The 18223-nt window shown below is 44.2% G+C and carries 20 protein-coding genes; 8 read left to right on the forward strand and 12 right to left on the reverse strand.

The genetic code is table 11. From position 1 onward, the window contains the following. Positions 1-29 precede the first annotated feature (29 nt). From NYE58_RS30905 to NYE58_RS30935, 7 genes are all read left to right on the forward strand, one after another. The gene (locus tag NYE58_RS30905) at positions 30-1643 is read left to right on the forward strand and encodes a carboxylesterase family protein (RefSeq protein WP_341003839.1); all 1614 of its coding nucleotides are present in this window, start codon (positions 30-32) and stop codon (positions 1641-1643) included. A 44-nt stretch (positions 1644-1687) separates the two neighbouring features. After that, on the forward strand, positions 1688-2485 hold the full coding sequence (locus NYE58_RS30910; protein WP_076098819.1) for a sulfite exporter TauE/SafE family protein: 798 nt from the start codon (positions 1688-1690) through the stop codon (positions 2483-2485). 281 nt (positions 2486-2766) lie between these two features. Then, entirely contained in the window at positions 2767-3264 is a 498-nt protein-coding gene (locus tag NYE58_RS30915; RefSeq protein ID WP_076220537.1) for a DedA family protein, read from the forward strand. A 30-nt stretch (positions 3265-3294) separates the two neighbouring features. Further along, positions 3295-3858, forward strand: a complete 564-nt coding sequence (locus NYE58_RS30920; protein ID WP_341003840.1) for a class I SAM-dependent methyltransferase — start codon at positions 3295-3297, stop codon at positions 3856-3858. A 31-nt stretch (positions 3859-3889) separates the two neighbouring features. After that, positions 3890-4570 (forward strand): response regulator transcription factor, encoded by a 681-nt coding sequence (locus NYE58_RS30925; protein ID WP_076304971.1) that lies wholly within the window; start codon positions 3890-3892, stop codon positions 4568-4570. A gap of 55 nt (positions 4571-4625) precedes the next feature. Then, complete coding sequence (locus NYE58_RS30930; RefSeq protein ID WP_341004322.1) at positions 4626-5660, forward strand: sensor histidine kinase; 1035 nt, start codon at positions 4626-4628, stop codon at positions 5658-5660. Between the two features lie 6 nt (positions 5661-5666). Next, on the forward strand, positions 5667-6221 hold the full coding sequence (locus tag NYE58_RS30935) for a class I SAM-dependent methyltransferase (RefSeq protein WP_081383349.1): 555 nt from the start codon (positions 5667-5669) through the stop codon (positions 6219-6221). A 181-nt stretch (positions 6222-6402) separates the two neighbouring features. Here NYE58_RS30935 and NYE58_RS30940 read toward each other — a convergent pair whose 3' ends face one another. Together NYE58_RS30940 and NYE58_RS30945 are read right to left on the reverse strand one after the other, a co-directional pair. Beyond that, positions 6403-7188 carry a TrmH family RNA methyltransferase gene (locus NYE58_RS30940; protein WP_341003841.1) on the reverse strand — a complete coding sequence of 262 codons (786 nt, stop codon included), beginning with the start codon at positions 7186-7188 and terminating at the stop codon, positions 6403-6405. Positions 7189-7229: 41 nt separating this feature from the next. Then, on the reverse strand, positions 7230-7889 hold the full coding sequence (locus tag NYE58_RS30945) for a potassium channel family protein (protein ID WP_036685517.1): 660 nt from the start codon (positions 7887-7889) through the stop codon (positions 7230-7232). Between the two features lie 234 nt (positions 7890-8123). On the opposite strand from NYE58_RS30945, the gene NYE58_RS30950 reads away from it, so the two are divergent. Continuing rightward, entirely contained in the window at positions 8124-8360 is a 237-nt protein-coding gene (locus NYE58_RS30950; protein ID WP_076130310.1) for a small acid-soluble spore protein SspI, read from the forward strand. Positions 8361-8460: 100 nt separating this feature from the next. Here the strand turns inward: NYE58_RS30950 and NYE58_RS30955 are convergent, their stop codons facing one another. The 10 genes from NYE58_RS30955 to NYE58_RS31000 all read right to left on the reverse strand — a co-directional run bounded on the left by NYE58_RS30955 (position 8461) and on the right by NYE58_RS31000 (position 18170). Further along, the gene (locus NYE58_RS30955) at positions 8461-10059 is read right to left on the reverse strand and encodes a peptide chain release factor 3 (RefSeq protein ID WP_076130309.1); all 1599 of its coding nucleotides are present in this window, start codon (positions 10057-10059) and stop codon (positions 8461-8463) included. Positions 10060-10614: 555 nt separating this feature from the next. Next, positions 10615-12165, reverse strand: a complete 1551-nt coding sequence (gene zwf, locus NYE58_RS30960) for a glucose-6-phosphate dehydrogenase (RefSeq protein WP_036685526.1) — start codon at positions 12163-12165, stop codon at positions 10615-10617. 205 nt (positions 12166-12370) lie between these two features. Continuing rightward, complete coding sequence (locus tag NYE58_RS30965) at positions 12371-13186, reverse strand: YwmB family TATA-box binding protein (protein ID WP_341003842.1); 816 nt, start codon at positions 13184-13186, stop codon at positions 12371-12373. A gap of 193 nt (positions 13187-13379) precedes the next feature. Continuing rightward, entirely contained in the window at positions 13380-14033 is a 654-nt protein-coding gene (locus NYE58_RS30970; RefSeq protein ID WP_036685532.1) for a response regulator, read from the reverse strand. Positions 14034-14051: 18 nt separating this feature from the next. After that, entirely contained in the window at positions 14052-15086 is a 1035-nt protein-coding gene (locus NYE58_RS30975; protein ID WP_341003843.1) for a sensor histidine kinase, read from the reverse strand. Between the two features lie 31 nt (positions 15087-15117). Next, the gene (gene liaF / locus NYE58_RS30980; RefSeq protein WP_036685537.1) at positions 15118-15765 is read right to left on the reverse strand and encodes a cell wall-active antibiotics response protein LiaF; all 648 of its coding nucleotides are present in this window, start codon (positions 15763-15765) and stop codon (positions 15118-15120) included. 197 nt (positions 15766-15962) lie between these two features. Further along, on the reverse strand, positions 15963-16667 hold the full coding sequence (locus NYE58_RS30985) for a PspA/IM30 family protein (protein WP_036685540.1): 705 nt from the start codon (positions 16665-16667) through the stop codon (positions 15963-15965). A 3-nt stretch (positions 16668-16670) separates the two neighbouring features. Then, positions 16671-17138 carry a PspC domain-containing protein gene (locus NYE58_RS30990; RefSeq protein ID WP_076184838.1) on the reverse strand — a complete coding sequence of 156 codons (468 nt, stop codon included), beginning with the start codon at positions 17136-17138 and terminating at the stop codon, positions 16671-16673. A gap of 4 nt (positions 17139-17142) precedes the next feature. Further along, positions 17143-17820, reverse strand: a complete 678-nt coding sequence (locus NYE58_RS30995) for a PspA/IM30 family protein (RefSeq protein WP_036685541.1) — start codon at positions 17818-17820, stop codon at positions 17143-17145. A gap of 44 nt (positions 17821-17864) precedes the next feature. After that, a complete protein-coding gene (locus tag NYE58_RS31000; RefSeq protein ID WP_076130307.1) occupies positions 17865-18170 on the reverse strand; it encodes a LiaF transmembrane domain-containing protein in 306 nt (101 codons plus the stop codon). Between the last annotated feature and the right edge of the window lie 53 nt (positions 18171-18223).

Genomic DNA, 18223 nt, shown 5'->3' on the forward strand with positions numbered 1-18223 from the left:
AGAATCTGCAGGAGAAAGGGGAACTATAAATGAGCACACGAGAACCCATGGAAGAAATTATTACAGTCTCCAGTGGTCAGCTTAAGGGCATACGTCTGCCAGAACTTGGGGCGATCGCATGGTTAGGGATTCCTTATGCGGAACCTCCCATAGATAAGCTCAGATGGAAAGCACCGCGTGAGATAGAACCTTGGACAGGTGTATTGCCTGCATGCCATTTTAATAATAGCAGTGTCCAATTCATTCAAGGGGAACCTGGCGGCAGTGAAGATTGCCTCTTTTTGAATATTTGGCGACCGGATCATGCCGAGGCAGGCTTACCCGTATTCGTCTTCCTCCACGGCGGCGGAAATATTGGGGGTTCGGGACGGGATTTTCAAGGTGGAGAATTGGCGTGTAAGACAAATAGTATAGTGGTTACAGTGAATTACCGTTTAGGAGCAATGGGATTTTTCCGGCATCCCTCACTACGAACCGGGGACCCCTTGGATGACTCAGGAAATTACGGTCTCCTCGATGTTCTTCATGCGCTAAAGTGGCTGCACAATAACATTGTTTGCTTTGGGGGAAATCCAGGGAACATAACATTAGGGGGCCAGTCTGCAGGTGCAAGAAATGCATTAGCCGCTTACCTTTCACCGCTGGGCAGAGGGCTCTTTCATAAGCTTTTTATTATGAGCGGAGGTTTAACAACGGCTGTTACGGAGCAAAGCGAAGAAAAAGCAGATGACATTTTAACAGAGTTATTAATAAAAACAGGAATGGTCAGCACTCAAGATGAGGCAAGAGTATGGATTTCCACACAATCTGCGGATAAGATTTCCGCCTTCCTATATCGTCAGAATGCCTTTCACTTTGTCAAAATCATTCGTGAGACGGGGCTTCAGATGGCCGCTTTTCCCCATTTGATCGAAGATGGCACGGTCATTCCTATTGGTGGCTTCGACAATCTAAATAACCGCGAGCACCCTTCCCTGCCGATCATCCTTGGCAGCACTGCCAGCGAATTCTCCGAGTTTACTTTATGGGATACTCATTTCTTCTCCCTAGTGCAAAAGGAAGAGTTAGCCGGAAATCTGGAAGAAAAGAAGCTCTATGAAGCTGCAGTCCAATATGGGAGCGATCTGTATGCAGAATTTAATGTAGAGCAGACTACAGAGATATTATTAAGTGCGATTCCGGAGATGCCCATCTATGCTTACCGCTTCGCCTGGGGGTTAAGAGACGGAGTGATCGATCCTTATATCCGTTTTCTTATGGGTGCCCCGCATGGTGCAGACATCCCCTTCTATACAGGTGACTTTTCCGGTGTCCAGGAAAGATTTCCTGCGGATGTAATTTCCGAGCATAACGAGCCTGGGCGTAACATGCTCTCTTCCCTAATGAGGGACTATTTACGGCATTTCCTATATACCGGTAATCCTAATGCTGAGGGACAACCTGCTTGGCAACGATACACCCCTAATCCCCGGTCTGCGGAAATTCTCTGGTTAGATGCTAGCCAGGATCAAACTATTGTTCAATCCGTCTGCAAACTTGTAAAAAAAGATATCGTGTCCCAAATGGACAATGATCCCCGTTTAGCAGCAGAACAGCGCAATTGGCTAAAAAACAATTTATTTGCGGGACGTTTTTTCTGGTAAGATAAATGATTGTAGAATTCACGTAGAGGAAGGAACATGCTGTTGTGCTAACTTACTTACTGCTCTTAGTCATCGGGCTAGCAGCTGGCATTTCCGGTTCATTGGTCGGACTTGGCGGCGGGTTCATCGTTGTGCCTGCGTTGGCTTTCCTTTTTCCTGATATGGAGCCTTCACATCTGGCTGGAACATCAATGGCGATGCTGCTTTTCAACTCCATCTCAAGTACTTATGTGTACGCAAAGCAGAAGAGAATCGATTATCAAGCAGCGCTCACCTTTGCCGCCGTTTCGATTCCGGGTTCAGTAATAGGTGCACTCTTTACCAAGCAAATGGGCGGGAGAATGTTTTTCGTAAGCTTCGGTATTTTCTTAATCCTTGTCGCTTTATTGCTCTTGTTCAAGCCGAACAAACCCATCCATTGGCCTTTCAAACCAACCGTGAAGCGAAGCTTTTCCGATAATAGCGGTGCTCATTTCGAATATGCTTATCATATGCCTACCGGCATAATCATCAGTTTTCTCGTTGGCTTTGTAGCAAGCCTATTTGGGATTGGCGGCGGGAGTCTTATGGTTCCGACAATGACCTTACTTCTCGGCTTTGCCCCCCATATCGCTGTTGCAACTTCTATGCTTCAAATTTTCCTGTCAGCTATCGTAAGCACCACAACACATGCCTTTTTATTGAATGTTGAATGGTTTATGGTGTTAGCCCTAGCACCTGGCGCAATTATCGGCGGTCAAATTGGCGCACGCCTGGCAAAACGCCTTCCTGCCAAGCTGCTTTTAAAGCTATTAGCCGTTTTTCTCATCATCGTTTCGCTTCGTTTGATGATGAAAGGGTAGGTCATTATGTAAAAAGTCCTGATGGATCAAGAGTTTCTTGATCCATCAGGACTTTTTTATTGTGACTGTGGGACTGATCCCTTGATATCAACGATATTTCAAAGTGCAGGGCAGAAACGAATCCCCTTTTCTATCATAATGTGCCCCCTATGGATAAGAGAGACTTGGCCAATCCTATCGAATTGTAAGTCTCTTCAGGATTTCTTTAGAATTCCCCCACCTAATTCCTCAGTTTTTTTAGTTAAGATTTCTGTATTGAAGTAAGCGAAGGAGGTGGCATATTGGCCAGTAATACGATCTTAGAGCTAATCAATCAGTATGGATATCTGATTTTTTATCTTGCTTTCACGTTAGGCCCTTTTGGAATTCCAATCCCTAATGAAATTACAATCCTCACTGGAGCTACCCTAAGCCACATGGGGATTATCAATTCCTGGATGACTTATTTCTGCATTTTATCAGGGCTATTAACGGCCTTTACGGTTGCCTACTTTGCAGGTAAATTCTTTGGGCAAAAGCTGAAGTGCAAATTTGAAGCTAATAGACATTTTAAAAAAGCAGAGCAGATTCTAAAAAAACGTGGGCGTACAGCTATGTATATCGGCATGTTTATTCCAGTTGTACGTTACATCATTCCCATGTTGATCGGGCTCAGCGGTACAAGCTATAAACGATTTGCCCTTATTTCATATCCCAGTGCTTTAAGTTGGACCTTACTGTTCTTTTTTGTAGGAACGTACTTTGGAGATCACATCCTATCAAAATTAATAAACATCTAAATCAATTCTAAAATTATGGAGGAATTCCGAATGAGCTTCAATGAAAAACTCTTATTTTTAAGAAGTTTTATTCATGATCCAAAACAGGTAGGCAGTGTTACCCCGAGTTCCCGGTTTCTGGCACACAGCATGGTTAACCAAGCCCCTTGGCATGAAGTTAAAGCAGTCGCTGAACTTGGATCAGGTACAGGTGCAATCACCCGTGTAATCAATACTAAGGTAACTAGTACAACGAAAGTGTTACTATTTGAGATGGATAAAACCATGAGGCATAACCTGAAGACAAGCTATCCGGACTTTTCCTGTTATCATAATGCTGCTAGTTTAGTAGAAACAATTAAAAGTTCACATATTCATCAGTTGGATTGTATTTTTAGTGGGCTGCCCTTTTTCAATTTTGAGCCCGAATTAAGAAATACATTGGTTGAACAGATCTACCAATCCCTTAAACCTGAGGGATTATTTATTGCCTTTCAGTATTCACTTCAAATGAAGAAGCAACTCTCCGAAAATTTTAATATTGATACAATAAAATATGTGCCATTTAATTTTCCTCCCGCTTTCGTCTACGTCTGTCGTAAAAGGGAAACATAATAAAATAAATATAGAAGAGGGGCAGCGTCCATTGAATACAATTCTTGTTGCAGATGATGATTCTGAAATTCGAGATGTGATTCATGTTTATTTAAGAAATGAAGGTTACCAAGTGCTTGAAGCTGCAGATGGTCAAGAGGCATTGAGTACAATACAAACAACTTCCATTCAATTAGTTATCCTGGATGTCATGATGCCTCAAATGGACGGTATCACAGCCTGTCTCAAAATTAGGGAAATATCAAACATCCCAATTATTATGCTCTCAGCCAAGCAAGAGGACATTGATAAAATCACAGGTCTAACTACCGGGGCAGATGATTACATGATCAAACCGTTTAATCCACTGGAACTACTGGCCCGTGTAAAAGCTCAGTTACGGCGTCAGTCCTTAATTGGAAAGGAAGAATTCAACTCTCTGCTTATAATTAAAAACCTGATCATAGATAAAAATAAACATTCCGTAAAGTTAAATGGAATGGAAGTTTCATTAACTCCACTAGAGTTTGCGATTTTAACCCTGCTTGCAAGCCGGCCTGGGCAAGTTTATAGTTCGGAGCAAATTTACGAGAGTGTATGGAAAGAGCCTTACGGATATTCTGACAATACCGTAATGGTTCATATTCGTAACTTAAGAGAAAAATTAGAAGAAAATCCAAGAGAACCTCTGTATATTAAGACAGTCTGGGGAGTTGGTTACAAAGTTGATTAAAATCATACGAAATCTACAAATAAATAAACGCATTCAATCCAATATCTTAATCAGGATGGTGTTGAGTTTCATAATTACCATTGCGATAAATACCTCACTTAGCATCTTGTTCTTTCATTTTGGAAATGCAACAAAATTGGATTGGGTGTTCAATTTTCTTGCCTACCTTCTTACTCCGATGTTTTTCATTATTTTCGTTATTACATTTTTTACATTGACCCGGCGAATCGTCAAAGATTTAATTGCGCTGGAACAAGGACTTCAGATTATATCCGAAGGTAATTTGAGTTATCGGGTAAATGTTGTGCGCCAAGATGAACTAGGACTGGTGGCTTTGAACATCAACCGGATGGCAGAGCGCTTAGAGCAACAGATCATCAAGGAACGCGAAATAGAAAAATCCAAGATGGAGATGATCACGGGGATTTCACACGACTTACGTACCCCTCTTACAAGTATTATCGGGTATATTGAGCTTTTACGTACAGAATCGTACCAAGATAAAAAAGAATACACACGTTTTATTCAAAACACCTATAACAAGGCGCTTCATTTGAAGAAACTCCTCGATGATTTGTTTGAATATACCCGACTTAATTCGGTGGACTCCCGTTTAAATCTGGAGAGAATCGATTTGTCACAGCTTTTGAATCAATTATTGTTCGAATTCGAACCAATCGCTCAAGAAAACAATGTGCATCTTATAAAAGATATAGATAAGAGTCCAATCATCACCTTAATCGACAGTGAGAAAATAGCCAGAGCCATAGATAATCTACTTATGAACGCCTTAAAATATTCCATCAGCCCGGGAAGCATTAGCATACGAATTACAACTGATTCTGTACACTGTACCATTGAGATTGAAAATAAAGGAACTCCCCTCTCACAGGATCAAGAAAACCGTCTATTTGACCGATTTTATAAGGTTGACCACTCAAGAAAAAGCCAGGGAATTCAAACCGGAGCAGGACTTGGTCTTTCGATAGCTAGGAATATTGCTGAGTTGCACAAGGGTACTTTAACGCTTAAACACACTCATGACGTCTTCACATTCCAACTGAGATTGCCTTTCGGAGAGGATTGCTAATTGATTATGTCTGAATACTTACTTTTCTTACAAGGCTTCCTCAAAGATCCAAAGCGGGTAGGAAATATTCTACCCAGTTCGCAATTATTAGCCAATAAAATAGTCCAGTCTGTACAATGGCATAATGTAAATGCCGTTGCAGAACTTGGAGCTGGTACAGGTGCTATTACACATCTCATGACATCACAATTAACGAATTCTACAAAAGTGCTTTTGTTTGAGCGGAATAAAAAAATGAGAGAACACTTAAAAGCAATTTATCCGGAATGCATTTTCCATTCCAACGCCAGCTACTTACTCAAGAAATTGAACCAGGAAGGCATCCGTGAGTTAGATTGCATAATTTGCGGATTACCATTTTTTAATTTTTCAATTGAAATGCGTGACAAAATCCTACATCAGATTGTTAAGTCACTTAAACCAGGCGGAATTTTAGTTGCATATCAGCACTCGCTGCACATGAAAAAAAGATGGGCTAAACAACTACTTATTGAGAAAATTGAATTTGTGCCTTACACTTTCCCTCCAACATTCGTATATATTTGTCGTAAAAAAGAATGACAGATGAATATTCGGAAAACAGTAATTTCTAAAGAATGTATAAGTATTGAGAATGGAAATGACCAGCCCAATATGCAGCCAATACTGTTGCAGGATTATAAAAAAGTCCTGATGATCAAGATTATCTTGATCATCAGGACTGGATTTACTGTGAGAAAACTACGTTACAAACGGTGACAATTTATCCCCGCTGTCTCATTCCCTCAAACAGCAAAATCGTCGCCGCCATTGCGGCGTTCAGCGATTCCGCGCGGCCTGCCATCGGGATGATGATACTCTTGTCCACGAGTCGCGCCGTTTCCTGCGAAATGCCTTTGCCTTCGCTGCCGATCAGCAGCCACTGGCTGCCCTGAAAATCGTGCTCATAGCACGATTCTTCGCCCTGCAGCGAAGTGCTCACCAGCAGCGCCCCATTTTCCCGGGCCTGTGGCAAAATCTCACTTAAATCTCCCTCCACCACCGGAAGATGGAACATCGAGCCCATCGTGGACCGGATGGTCTTCGGATTATAGAGGTCGGCACAGCCTTGTCCGAGGATCATTCCGTCTGCTCCCGCTGCATCCGCACTGCGGATGATGGTGCCGACATTGCCGGGATCCTGCACGCCGTCCAGCACAACCACAAGGCTATCCTTCTTCGCTAGGATAGCTTCTACAGCCTGCTGTTCCTTCCGCACGATGGCGAACACCGGCTGCGGCGTATTGGTGCTGCTGCATTTTGAGATGATCGCCGCCGAAACGCCAATCACTTCCATTCCCTGAACGGCCTGAAGCAGCCCCTTAAGTTCAGCAGGCATTCCTTTGTCGAGGTCATAAGCAAGGCATTCCACATCTGCTTCAGCCAGCAGTGCTTCCTGAACCAGATGAACGCCCTCTACGATATATTTACGAGCCTTGTCACGATGCTTTTTCTCCTGTAACCCGGCCCATTCTTTAACCCGCGTATTTTGCGGAGACATGATTTCCATAAAGTCTTCCTTTCTTCTGCCTTGCCATTTATTCTTTGTTCCTACTGATACGCCATCTCCAGCTTCGTCAAATTATCCTTATGCCCAACAATAACAAGGATATCGCCATCGATCAGGCGATCCTCTGCACGGGGAGAGATGTTCATTTCTTCACCTTGGCGGATGGCCATTACGTTGCAGCCAAATCTTGCGCGGATGTCGAGCTCCTGTAGATTTTTTCCGAGCATCGGTCCGGATACCTTCATATCCAGAATACTGTAGTCCGGCGACAGCTCAATATAATCCAATATATTAGGCGAAGCAAGATGATGCGCAACCCGCATTCCCATATCCCGTTCAGGATAAATCACCTTGTCCGCACCAATTTTGCTTAATACTTTGCCGTGCAGTTCACCTTTGGCTTTTGCCAGAATTGCAGGCACACCCAGGTCTTTTAGGATAAGTGTTGTCAGGATGCTAGCTTGTATGTCCTCGCCAATGGCTACAACCACCACATCAAAATTGCGAATACCAAGGGCACGCAGCGCCTCCTCATCCGTGGAATCTGCAGATACGGCATGAGTTACAATACTTGAAATTTCCTGTGTTCGCTGCTCGTCAGCATCAATCGCAAGTACATCAAACCCCATGCCGCTGAGCGCCTTAGCAACACTAGATCCGAAACGCCCCATACCGATGACGGCATATTGTTTTTTGGCCATGTCTATGTACCTCCCGTAGCATTCTATATCTCAAACAGTATAGCATAAGCCAAGAAGAAACGTCATTGCCGTCCTTATGGATGACAACCGTTTCTCGTAGGAATATAAGGATGATATATATGTGTCAAACTTATACTATCTTATATTTGGACAAAAACTTGAATTTCCAGCACCTTTGCAGGGCACATTATAACGAGGTCAATATCACTATATTTTCAAAAAAGGAGGTACATTATGCCCGTTACCATTGACTTGCGCCAGGCGATTATTCATAAAGTGCACGGTCAATCTGAAGAGGATTTACGTCATATGATTGAAGGCTCTGTGGACGGTCCGGAGGCAGCACTCCCGGGACTTGGCGCCGTGTTCGAAATGATCTGGAAGGATTTAGATCCCGCTAAGCAAGATAGGTTGGTTACCATGCTACATGATCACCTGGAGACTATTACCCCTGGGGATATCACATCGTAAACTGACCTCAACTAGTCAAAAACCTCCGCTCACCATGGTGTAACTTCACCTATGGAGGCGGAGGTTTTATTATTACATTCAGAAAGTTATAGCATCCTAATTATAGTAATGCTTTTGGAGCCATTTCCAGGAATTTAGCTGTCGGGTTCTTATCCATCGCTGTCCGCATAGCATATTCGTTCTCGAACAACACGACAAAATTGCCCTTCTTATCCGTCACCAACGTTGAATTGATTCTGAATTTGCTCGCATCCGGCTTAGTATCATCTACGATCCAACGTGCAAACTGGTATGGCATTCTCTGCAACTGAACATCCACACCATATTCACCCTTCATGCGGTACTCAAACACTTCAAACTGCAGTTGTCCAACTACACCGAGCAAAATATCGTCAAAGTTGACCGTGCGGAACACCTGGATCATGCCCTCTTCAGTCAGCTGATCGACACCCTTCTGGAACTGCTTCGATTTCAATGCATTTTTAATACTCACTTTAGCAAAAATCTCTGGTGAGAACGTTGGCAGCTCATCGAATTCCATATCTCCTGCTTGGCTCAAGGTATCACCAATTCTAAAAATTCCTGGATCAAACAGACCGATGATATCTCCCGGATAAGCTTCCTCTACGATATCGCGGTCCTGCGCCAAAAATTGCTGTGGTTGCGCCAGCTTGATATCTTTACCGGCACGTACATGCTTCACGCTCATACCCCGTTCGAATTTCCCGGACACAATACGCAGGAAAGCAATCCGGTCACGGTGAGCCGGGTTCATGTTCGCTTGAATTTTGAACACATAACCAGTGAATTTCTCATTCGTTGGTTCTACTACCCCTATAGTACTGCGGCGTGGTTCAGGCTTCGGTGCCAGATCCAAGAAATTATCGAGGAAAGTCTGTACACCAAAATTGTTGATCGCACTGCCAAAGAACACAGGTGTGAGTTCACCACTTAATACTTTTTCATAGTCAAAAGCATCGCCTGCTACATCCAGCAGCTCCAGATCCTGACACAGTTGATCATGCAGATACTCTCCAGCCATTTCACGAATGATTGGATCACGGTATCCGTCAACCTTTTGAACCTTGATTACGGAATGATCGTCACCTTGGAATAGCTCTACCTGATTTTTCATCCGGTCATATACGCCGCATAGCTCACGTCCACTACCGATCGGCCAGTTCATTGGCACAGAACGAATACCAAGAACCTGCTCCAGCTCTTCCATCAGATCAAACGGGCTACGTCCTTCACGGTCCAGCTTGTTAATAAAGGTAAAGATCGGAATACCCCGTTTAGCACATACCTGAAACAGTTTAGTGGTTTGAGCTTCCACACCTTTTGCCACGTCAATAAGCATGACCGCACTATCCGCTGCAGTTAGGGTACGGTAGGTGTCCTCACTGAAGTCTTGGTGACCCGGTGTATCCAAAATGTTCACGCGATGATTCAAATAATCAAACTGCATCACGGAAGACGTTACAGAAATCCCCCGCTGCTTCTCAATTTCCATCCAGTCACTCGTCGCATGTTTATTCGCTTTACGGGCCTTAACCGTTCCCGCCAGACGGATCGCGCCACCGAATAACAGCAGTTTCTCCGTTAAAGTTGTTTTCCCCGCATCCGGGTGGGAAATGATCGCAAAGGTTCTGCGTCTATCCACTTCCTTTTGCAGCTTCTGATCTATTGCTTTGTTCATTACACATATCCCTTCATATATAAAATTCCTGCTTCTGCTTCAATTACACTGGGGTTCATCAAATCGGTGCTCTGCTCATTGTTCATACCCCTTCATTTCTGAATGAATAGCTCTTAGGTCTAGCTCCAGTCCGCTTCAAGTGAAAGCATCCTCTAAAGTATATCAAAATCCGGCAGACATTATCTACTAAAAAGCGCGTGCCGCAAAATATCTCCCAAATGGTCTGGATTATGATCCCCACATATCATCGCTCAAGAAAATAGATGTATTTCCTACACTTACTTGAAGTATTAGCATTTTCATTAGCCTTTAGTTGCATTTGATGCAATTAAAAATAAGTTGTGCACGCTTTTCCGCCTTATCCGGTGATTATAGTTGCAGAAAATACATCTAAAAGACTAATCACAACGAGATAAGCGATTTTAATTGTACAAAGTGCAGTTATTAGAACAGTGCCAGATCCCCCAAACACCGTCTGAAGTCCAATCTTTTAGATCTTAGCATTACAAAAAATCTCCCTGCATCCTCTGCAGGGAGATAGCATTAACTCATGGTTTAGTTATTCTTCAGCCAAACCACATTATCTTCATCTTGGCCGTTTACAGGCCACCAATGGAAACCTTCTTTAGCAAGCAGTTCATCTGCTTCCACTGGACCCCAAGAGCCGGCAGGATAAGAAGATAAGTCGCTAGACTCTTCGCTCCATGCTTTCGCAATACGATCCACGAATGACCATGCCGAGGATACCTCATCCCAACGAGTGAAATAAGTGGAATCGCCGCGTGCGGCATCATGTAACAAGCGCTCATATGCTTCCGGAGAATTGATTCCAACCAGGCAGCTCTGACAGAAGTCCATAGCCAGCGGTTGAATCTCAGACTCTGAACCCGGTTTCTTGGCATTAATCTTTACATAAATGCCTTCCATTGGGTTCACACGGATTACAAGGAGGTTAGGCTCAAGTTTATGCTTTTGTCCCAAATAAACGTTGGTTGGCATACCTTTGAACTCAACTACCACTTCCGTCGTCTTCACTGGGAGACGTTTACCTGTACGGATGTAGAAAGGTACTCCAGCCCAGCGGAAGTTATCTACAAATACACGGGCAGCAAAATACGTCTCTGTATTCGACTCAGGGTCAACCTTATCTTCCTGACGGTAAGCAGGAAGGGTTTTGCCTTGGTGTAAGCCTTGAATATATTGTGCTCTTACGACATTCTCACGCACCTCATCAGATGTCGCATAAGGACGAAGGGAACGAAGTACCTTCACTTTCTCATCACGAATATCTTCTGCGAGCAGACGGCTTGGTGGTTCCATAGCAATCATAGTCAGCAGTTGCAGTATATGATTCTGGCCCATGTCCCGTAAGGCTCCCGCATGGTCATAGTAACCACCGCGTTCTTCTACACCTACGGTTTCGCCAAGTGTAATTTGAATATTGGCAATATGTTTATTATTCCAGAGCGGTTCGAAAAAAGCATTAGCAAAACGAATCACTTCGATATTCTGTACCATTTCTTTACCAAGATAGTGGTCAATCCGGTAAATTTCCTCTTCTTTGAAGACCTGACGAATCTGTTCGTTCAGCTGTTCAGCCGACTCCAGATTATAACCAAAAGGCTTCTCAATTACGAGGCGATTCCAACCCGTACTATCCAGCATCCCGCCAGCTTTAAGATTGAAGGAGACACTGCCGAACAATTCAGGCGCCAGCGCAAGATAGAACATCCGATTGCCCGGAATACTGAATTTCTCTTCAAGAACTTCAGTTTGTGCTCTTAGCTCGCGGAAACCATCAATATTGTTAATGTCCAGAGATTTGTATTCGAAATGCTGAACAAACTCATTCCATTCGCTTTCTTCTCCCGCTTTGTAACGGCAGAATTCAAGGATGGATTCCTTCACATCACTTCTAAATTCTTCCTGAGTACGCGGGCGCCGCGCCACGCCAATTACCGCAAAATCTTGTGCCAGCTTACCTTCACGGTACAAGCTGTAAATCGCCGGGAAAAGCTTACGCCGGGCTAAGTCTCCGGTTGCCCCAAAGATAAAAAAGACAGCACCGGGTGTGTGCAGTGCATCAAGGGTTTGATTTTCAGCCATGGCTCCTCATCTTTCTGTATGTAATATAGTTTATTGACATGCTCAGCGTCGATACTAACATAAGGTGAATAACGACGTTATGTCATTTTAGCATATTCCTAAAAAGGATGCTATCACATTCCTGACAAATACTCTCGGGATTTCGCAAATTTCAATTAATATTTCTTATTATTAACTATATCTGCGCTTATATAAGAGAAAATTGTCAATATTCGATGGTTATTAAAGGAAAGCCTATAGTTACGCGGTTTGTCCCCTTCTGATCTTCATGATGCACTGCGATTTGGGCAGAAACTGACTGATTTCCACTCACCACGAAGCGATCAAAATTAGGAATCGAATACGTACGGCTAACCGTTGAGATATCCTTGTAGCTTTCTCCTCCGGTCACAGCTTCAAACCGGTCATGCATCAATGACTCCGTCTGTGTTAGAACTTTTTCAGGTGCTCCCTGTTCTTGCGCGCTTCCTTGAAGGGATACATTCCATTCCGCCTTAATTTTGTTCTGTTCAAGAATCATACTTACTTCACGAGCAGCCGCTTGAAAGCTGGCTTCATTTTGCAGATCAGCCGTTTCTAACGTTACAATCACATAACTGTTGCCTTCGCTAAGCTCACTCCAAAATAAGGAGAGCCGCGATTCATATGGTTTTACAGCTTCTGTACGATACGTCATATGTCCATCTTCCTCAGTACCTGACGGTACATTCAATCCGAGACTTGTGCTTAACTTAGCAACTTCGGCAGACCGGCCCGCGTAATCGCTGCTTTCTCCCTGCCACTTTAACACTAAACGCAGCGGCGAATCAGAAACAGTTGTTTCTTTTCCGAGATCTATTAAACTCACAAGAGCATGATTCAGTTCGGCTCCTGTTGAAGCTTGGTTAACGCCCTCATCAAGAACGGGTGAATTCGCTTTAACACTTTGCAGATTAACTAGCAGAGCCGCAGCGCAGCACACGATTATCATTATAAAAAAAGTCCCTTTTTTTGTTCCGTTGTTCAGCTTCATCTTCCGCATATGTCATTCTCCCTTCGAACCTCTCTAGCAATCTACTAGACAGTATGTTCGAATTAGGAGATTCTATACCTGAAATATCCCCACCAAGTGAGGGTTTATACTTCGATGCGTACTCAAGTACTTTGCGGGAGCCCCAAAACACACTTTCTTGTACAATAAAAAGGACTGAAGCAGAGGCTTCAGTCCTTTATTGTTATTCAGCTAGTCCATTTTTATATGCATAAATTGCTGCTTGGGTCCGGTCTTCCACGCCCAGCTTCGCGAGAATATTCGTCACATGAAATTTCACAGTTTTGATTCCAATAATTAGTTGATCGGCAATATCCTGATTGGATTTACCTTGCGCCAACAGGCGTAATACTTCCATCTCGCGCTCCGTAAGCTCTTTATAAGCAGGTGATTCTCCTTTTGCATTGTTTCTAAAACGGTTCATCATTTTAGAGGCCACCTGTGACTCAAGCACAGACTGTCCTCTTGCCGCAGCGCGGATCGCATCCGCCACTTCACTAGCCCGCGAAGTCTTCAGCAGGTAACTAAAAGCGCCCGCTTCAATAACAGGATACATCTTTTCATCGTCCAAATAGCTTGTAAGAACAATAACTTTGATCTCTGGGTACTGCTTCATCAGCTGTTTAGTCGTTTCTATGCCATCCATCCCATCCATTACGAGATCCATTAAGACCACATCGGGATTGTACTCCTGAGCCAGCCGAATGCCTTCTTCTCCACTTCCAGCTTCACCTACGACCTCAATTCCATCCTCGGTACCTAAAACTGCTGCTAGTCCGATCCGTACCATTTCATGATCATCTACGAGTAGTACTTTAATTGCTTCCTCCATCTCCATGGTTACTCTTTCCTCCTATTATTCATTGACTAACGGAACGGTAATCTCAATACGCATCCCTTTACCCGGAGCGGTAATGAACTGAATGGAGCCTCCGATTTCATTAATCCGCTCCTGCATGTTCGACAAACCATAGGAAGCTTGTTTGGTGTCGTCCATCTCAAAGCCGATCCCATCATCACGCAACGTCAAGCGAACTGTATCTCCCCGTCTATGCAGCCGGATTTCCATTTTTTCTGCCTTCGCATGACGAAGTGTATTAGAAATCGCCTCTTGGACGATACGGAACAAGTGATTCTCTACCCCTTTTAACAGCTGCACATCAGGGTCCATTTCAAATACAATTTCGATTGGAACCTTGATCTTAAGCTCCTTGATCAATTCCTGCAGACCTTGTTCGAGGCCCTTTCCTTCCAAATAAACAGGTCTCAAATGCAGCAGCAATGCCCTCATCTCCGATTGGGCTACGGCAGACATTTCTTCTATAAGCGCAATTTGCCGCTGGGCTTTATCGAAATCTTTCTCCAAGGTCCGGCCTACCGCCGTGGCAGTCATGGAGATTGCAAATAGCTGCTGGGAAACAGCGTCGTGCAGTTCACGCGCAAGCCGCTGCCGTTCCTCCATAATAGCAGATACCCGCGCCTGCTCCGCAAGCTTCGCGTTATTCGTGGACAACCGCTGCAGCGTCGTCACTTGATTCTCCCATTTGCCGCTAATCCGGCCAAGCTGTTCTCCGAGCCTTCCCAGCTCATCATCACCTAGATCCGGCATGGACAGCGTCAAATTCCCCTTTTCCCATAATACGAGGGTCTGCCTAAGACGTTCCAACTGCCGCTTCACACGAAAGCTCTGATAAAAGCCATAACCAATCCCAAAGCCCATAGGCAGAAGAATTAGAGTGACGGCTGTCCGCACGCCAAATTTCCAGCTTTCAAAAGACTTCAAATAGCCATATGTATACATGACATACATTATCACAAGCAGCATGACCAAAGAGAACAGAGCCCCCTCACCCATGCTGCGTGATATCATGTTTTTGTTCTTTTTTTCCATGCGGGGGACTCTCCCTTCTCTATCAAGCTTTTCAGGATAATCGTACATCTAGATCTCCCATTAAATAAGAAACACTAAATTTCACTTTGTATTCACTGCTGTCATAATTAGCTGATTTCCAATTCAGACGGTTCAACATCCCTGTATCTCGCTGGTTGCCGAATTCAATGGACCCAAAGAGCACAAAAGCTTCAATTTCCACGCCGTAATCATCGGACAGGTTAATGTCCATATCGCCAAAAATCCCTTGAAACAGCATGACCGTTTCCTTATGATCCGCCATAGCTAATGAAAGATCCACATCGGCCTCACCCAGTACATGCCAAGAGCTAAGGCTGTGCATCACCCAAGGTGAGCGGTCCCAGTCAAATCTGGATGAAAAGTTCTGCTTCTGCATAAACCCTTCCTTACGCTGTACTCTTTTGGATTTGGTAAAAAACATCCCAAGTGAGATTAAACAAATCCCCAGCACGAGCACCAAATGGTCCAGCAAAAGCAATACAGCACCTATCCCGAGCAGTTTATAGCCCTGCTTTACTTTGCCTGATGTCGTACGGTAGACTCCCAGCAGCAGGAACAGAAGCGCGACAATGGAGAAAAAGCCGAGCCATCTACCAAAAATCATCATGCAGCCAACAGCAATCAGTCCGATGGCAATCAAACGGTTTCGTTTATCCATTTCGCACCTCCTAAAAGTTTTGCGAAGCAAAACTCATTTTATACTATCGGTTAGATATCCGTCACTATGATGAGGAATATTATCACCGTTAAATATTATAGCTAGCCGCTATAAAAGCCATATCGGTATGGAGATCCATACCGTATGGCTTCTTCTTGTCCAGCATATCATATCCGTCCAAGTTTTAGGAACAGGATTTATTGTTCTTTTTTGTTTAGAGAAGGAGCCGCGGGTGTATCATTCAGCTTGTTTTTCAGTAGTGCCAATTGCTCATCCACTTTCAGTTGCTTCTCAACATCAACGGGTTTGCTATAAGCAGCGGATGGGCTGTAAGGTGCACGCATTACATCTGCTTCAGCCTCAAGCTGCATAATTTTCTCTTCCATCCGGTGGAATCCGAGTGATGCACTGCCACTTTCAATGGAATGTACGCTGCTGATTTGCGACATTTGTTTTTTAGCTTTAGCCATTTGAGCACGGGATACAAGCTCGTTACGTTTGTTGCGCAGCTTGTAGAACTCATCCTTCATGTCATGCAGTTGTTGCACTAATTCCTTAGCGTGTACTTCAGCTTGTGCGTGAAGATCACTGTACTCCACTTGCTTTTGGTCAAAGTAGATTTTTTCTTCCAACAGCTTGCGAGTTACTTCTTCTTGGCCATTTTTCAGTGCCAGTTCAGCTTGTGATCCACGTTGTGCAGACATTTTTGCTGCTTCTTCCACACGTTGCTTCATACGGCGTTCGTTAGCCATTTGTTTAGCAACTGTTACTTCTGCTTCGTGAATTTCAGCCTCCATATCGCGCAGATATTGGTTAAGCATTACGATTGGGTCCTCTACCTTATCCAACAAGTCATTTACCGACGCTTTTGTCATATCTTTAATTCTTTGAAATACTCCCATGATTTACAATTCCCCTTTCTCATATTTAGACAGTTTTTGTTTGAGTTCTTCTACTTCTTTTTGCAAAGCCTTCTTCTCAATATCCTTCATCATCGCATCCAAACCGGAGTCCGGTGCGGAATAAGCGTTGTTCTTCTCAAAATTAGGATTGTAATTTGGCTGGCGTCCATAAGGTCCATATCCGCCAGTAGCTTGTGGTCCGTGTCCATGTTCCGGTCTGCCTGAGTAGGGTCCGCCGAATGGGCCACCCGGTGCCCCAGGCCCTGGTCCAAATGGATTATAATGCGTCGGTTCCTTAGGAATGACCATTGCTGCAATGAAGTATACCGGAATCACCGCACCACCTGTAAACGGAATGCTGACCAGTAATAGAATCCGGAATAACGTGGAATCAATACCGAGTGTCTCAGATAATCCACCTGCAAGACCCGTCATCACTTTATCTCTTGTTGAACGATACAATCGACTCATAGCGCTACTCCTTTCCACCATTGTTCAGTTTCTCCTTTAGGCGAGCCATTTCTCTTTCGAGTACGGTCGCTACGGTCTCACCCGCTTGCACCGCATATTCCTGTCCCATGCGCCGCAAATCACGCAAGCTCTTTGCTTCTAATTCCCAATCCGACATCTGATCTTCCAGACGTCCGAACATTTTGGGAACATCACCACCATTGCCATAAGCACTGGCTCTTTGATTCATCCGTTGCTGCAATCGCAGCGACTCCATTCGTGCCGAATAATACTGACGTTTGCTGTACACCGTTTGATACTCTATTTTCAGCTCATTCAGCTGTGCTTCAAGTTCAAACAAGGATTGCTTGCTCTGTTCTAGCAGCCCGCTATATTGCTCCAGTTTTTCCTCGTGAATGATCTTTTCTTGTAAAGCCAGCTTCGCGAGATGATCCTCGCCTGCTTTCAGTGCCAACAACGCCTGCTCTTCACGTTTGTTTCTCATGGCAGTTGCTTGGTTCACTTGCTGCTGCAATTGCTTCGTGTGGGAAGCATATTGCTGGTACAGCCTTTCAGCTTCACTGATTTCCTCACGGGTTGAATGTAGAAATTGATCAATTAGTTTCACGGGATCTTGGCTTTGCTCCAGACGTTCGTTTAGATTAGCTACAGTAATATCCCTCATGCGACGAAAAACACTCATGATCTCCTGCTCCCTCCCTGCTTCTTGTTTAAGTACATTGCTTCTTAATAAGTACCCTTGTTACTTCTGCCCTTTAATGCTGATACGCCCCAGACGATCAACGCCACTCCTAGAAGTGGTCCAATGATCCAGGAAAGCTTCGCGATCAGGGACATCACACCAATGAACATCAGTACCCAACCAATAATCTTGCGTCCGCTCTTAATCCCGTAGTACCCGAGAACAACCAGCAATACCGGGAAAAGTAATCTGAACATTCCGTGGATCAGAGGAAGCGCAATGCCGAGCAGCATAACCGCACCAATCACAATCAGTACAACCGCTAATCCGTTTCCTTGTCTTCTTTGCATTTTTTCTCACCGCCTTTCGTTGTCCTTAACCTTATAGCCTTATTCTAGGGTAA

The sequence above is a fragment of the Paenibacillus sp. FSL L8-0708 genome (genome assembly GCF_038009325.1).
In the GTDB taxonomy this organism is placed as follows: Bacteria; Bacillota; Bacilli; order Paenibacillales; family Paenibacillaceae; genus Paenibacillus_AQ; species Paenibacillus_AQ odorifer.

Excerpts from the sequence above, each read along its gene's own strand:
- NYE58_RS30905 (WP_341003839.1), top strand. The coding sequence starts at position 30 with ATGAGCACACGAGAACCCATGGAAGAAATTATTACAGTCTCCAGTGGT.
- NYE58_RS30920 (WP_341003840.1), top strand. The coding sequence starts at position 3,295 with ATGAGCTTCAATGAAAAACTCTTATTTTTAAGAAGTTTTATTCATGAT.
- NYE58_RS30930 (WP_341004322.1), top strand. The coding sequence starts at position 4,626 with ATGGTGTTGAGTTTCATAATTACCATTGCGATAAATACCTCACTTAGC.
- NYE58_RS30935 (WP_081383349.1), top strand. The coding sequence starts at position 5,667 with ATGTCTGAATACTTACTTTTCTTACAAGGCTTCCTCAAAGATCCAAAG.
- NYE58_RS30940 (WP_341003841.1), bottom strand. The coding sequence starts at position 7,188 with ATGGAAATCATGTCTCCGCAAAATACGCGGGTTAAAGAATGGGCCGGG.
- NYE58_RS30945 (WP_036685517.1), bottom strand. The coding sequence starts at position 7,889 with ATGGCCAAAAAACAATATGCCGTCATCGGTATGGGGCGTTTCGGATCT.
- NYE58_RS30950 (WP_076130310.1), top strand. The coding sequence starts at position 8,124 with ATGCCCGTTACCATTGACTTGCGCCAGGCGATTATTCATAAAGTGCAC.
- NYE58_RS30955 (WP_076130309.1), bottom strand. The coding sequence starts at position 10,059 with ATGAACAAAGCAATAGATCAGAAGCTGCAAAAGGAAGTGGATAGACGC.
- zwf (WP_036685526.1), bottom strand. The coding sequence starts at position 12,165 with ATGGCTGAAAATCAAACCCTTGATGCACTGCACACACCCGGTGCTGTC.
- NYE58_RS30965 (WP_341003842.1), bottom strand. The coding sequence starts at position 13,186 with ATGCGGAAGATGAAGCTGAACAACGGAACAAAAAAAGGGACTTTTTTT.
- NYE58_RS30970 (WP_036685532.1), bottom strand. The coding sequence starts at position 14,033 with ATGGAGATGGAGGAAGCAATTAAAGTACTACTCGTAGATGATCATGAA.
- NYE58_RS30975 (WP_341003843.1), bottom strand. The coding sequence starts at position 15,086 with ATGGAAAAAAAGAACAAAAACATGATATCACGCAGCATGGGTGAGGGG.
- liaF (WP_036685537.1), bottom strand. The coding sequence starts at position 15,765 with ATGGATAAACGAAACCGTTTGATTGCCATCGGACTGATTGCTGTTGGC.
- NYE58_RS30985 (WP_036685540.1), bottom strand. The coding sequence starts at position 16,667 with ATGGGAGTATTTCAAAGAATTAAAGATATGACAAAAGCGTCGGTAAAT.
- NYE58_RS30990 (WP_076184838.1), bottom strand. The coding sequence starts at position 17,138 with ATGAGTCGATTGTATCGTTCAACAAGAGATAAAGTGATGACGGGTCTT.
- NYE58_RS30995 (WP_036685541.1), bottom strand. The coding sequence starts at position 17,820 with ATGAGTGTTTTTCGTCGCATGAGGGATATTACTGTAGCTAATCTAAAC.
- NYE58_RS31000 (WP_076130307.1), bottom strand. The coding sequence starts at position 18,170 with ATGCAAAGAAGACAAGGAAACGGATTAGCGGTTGTACTGATTGTGATT.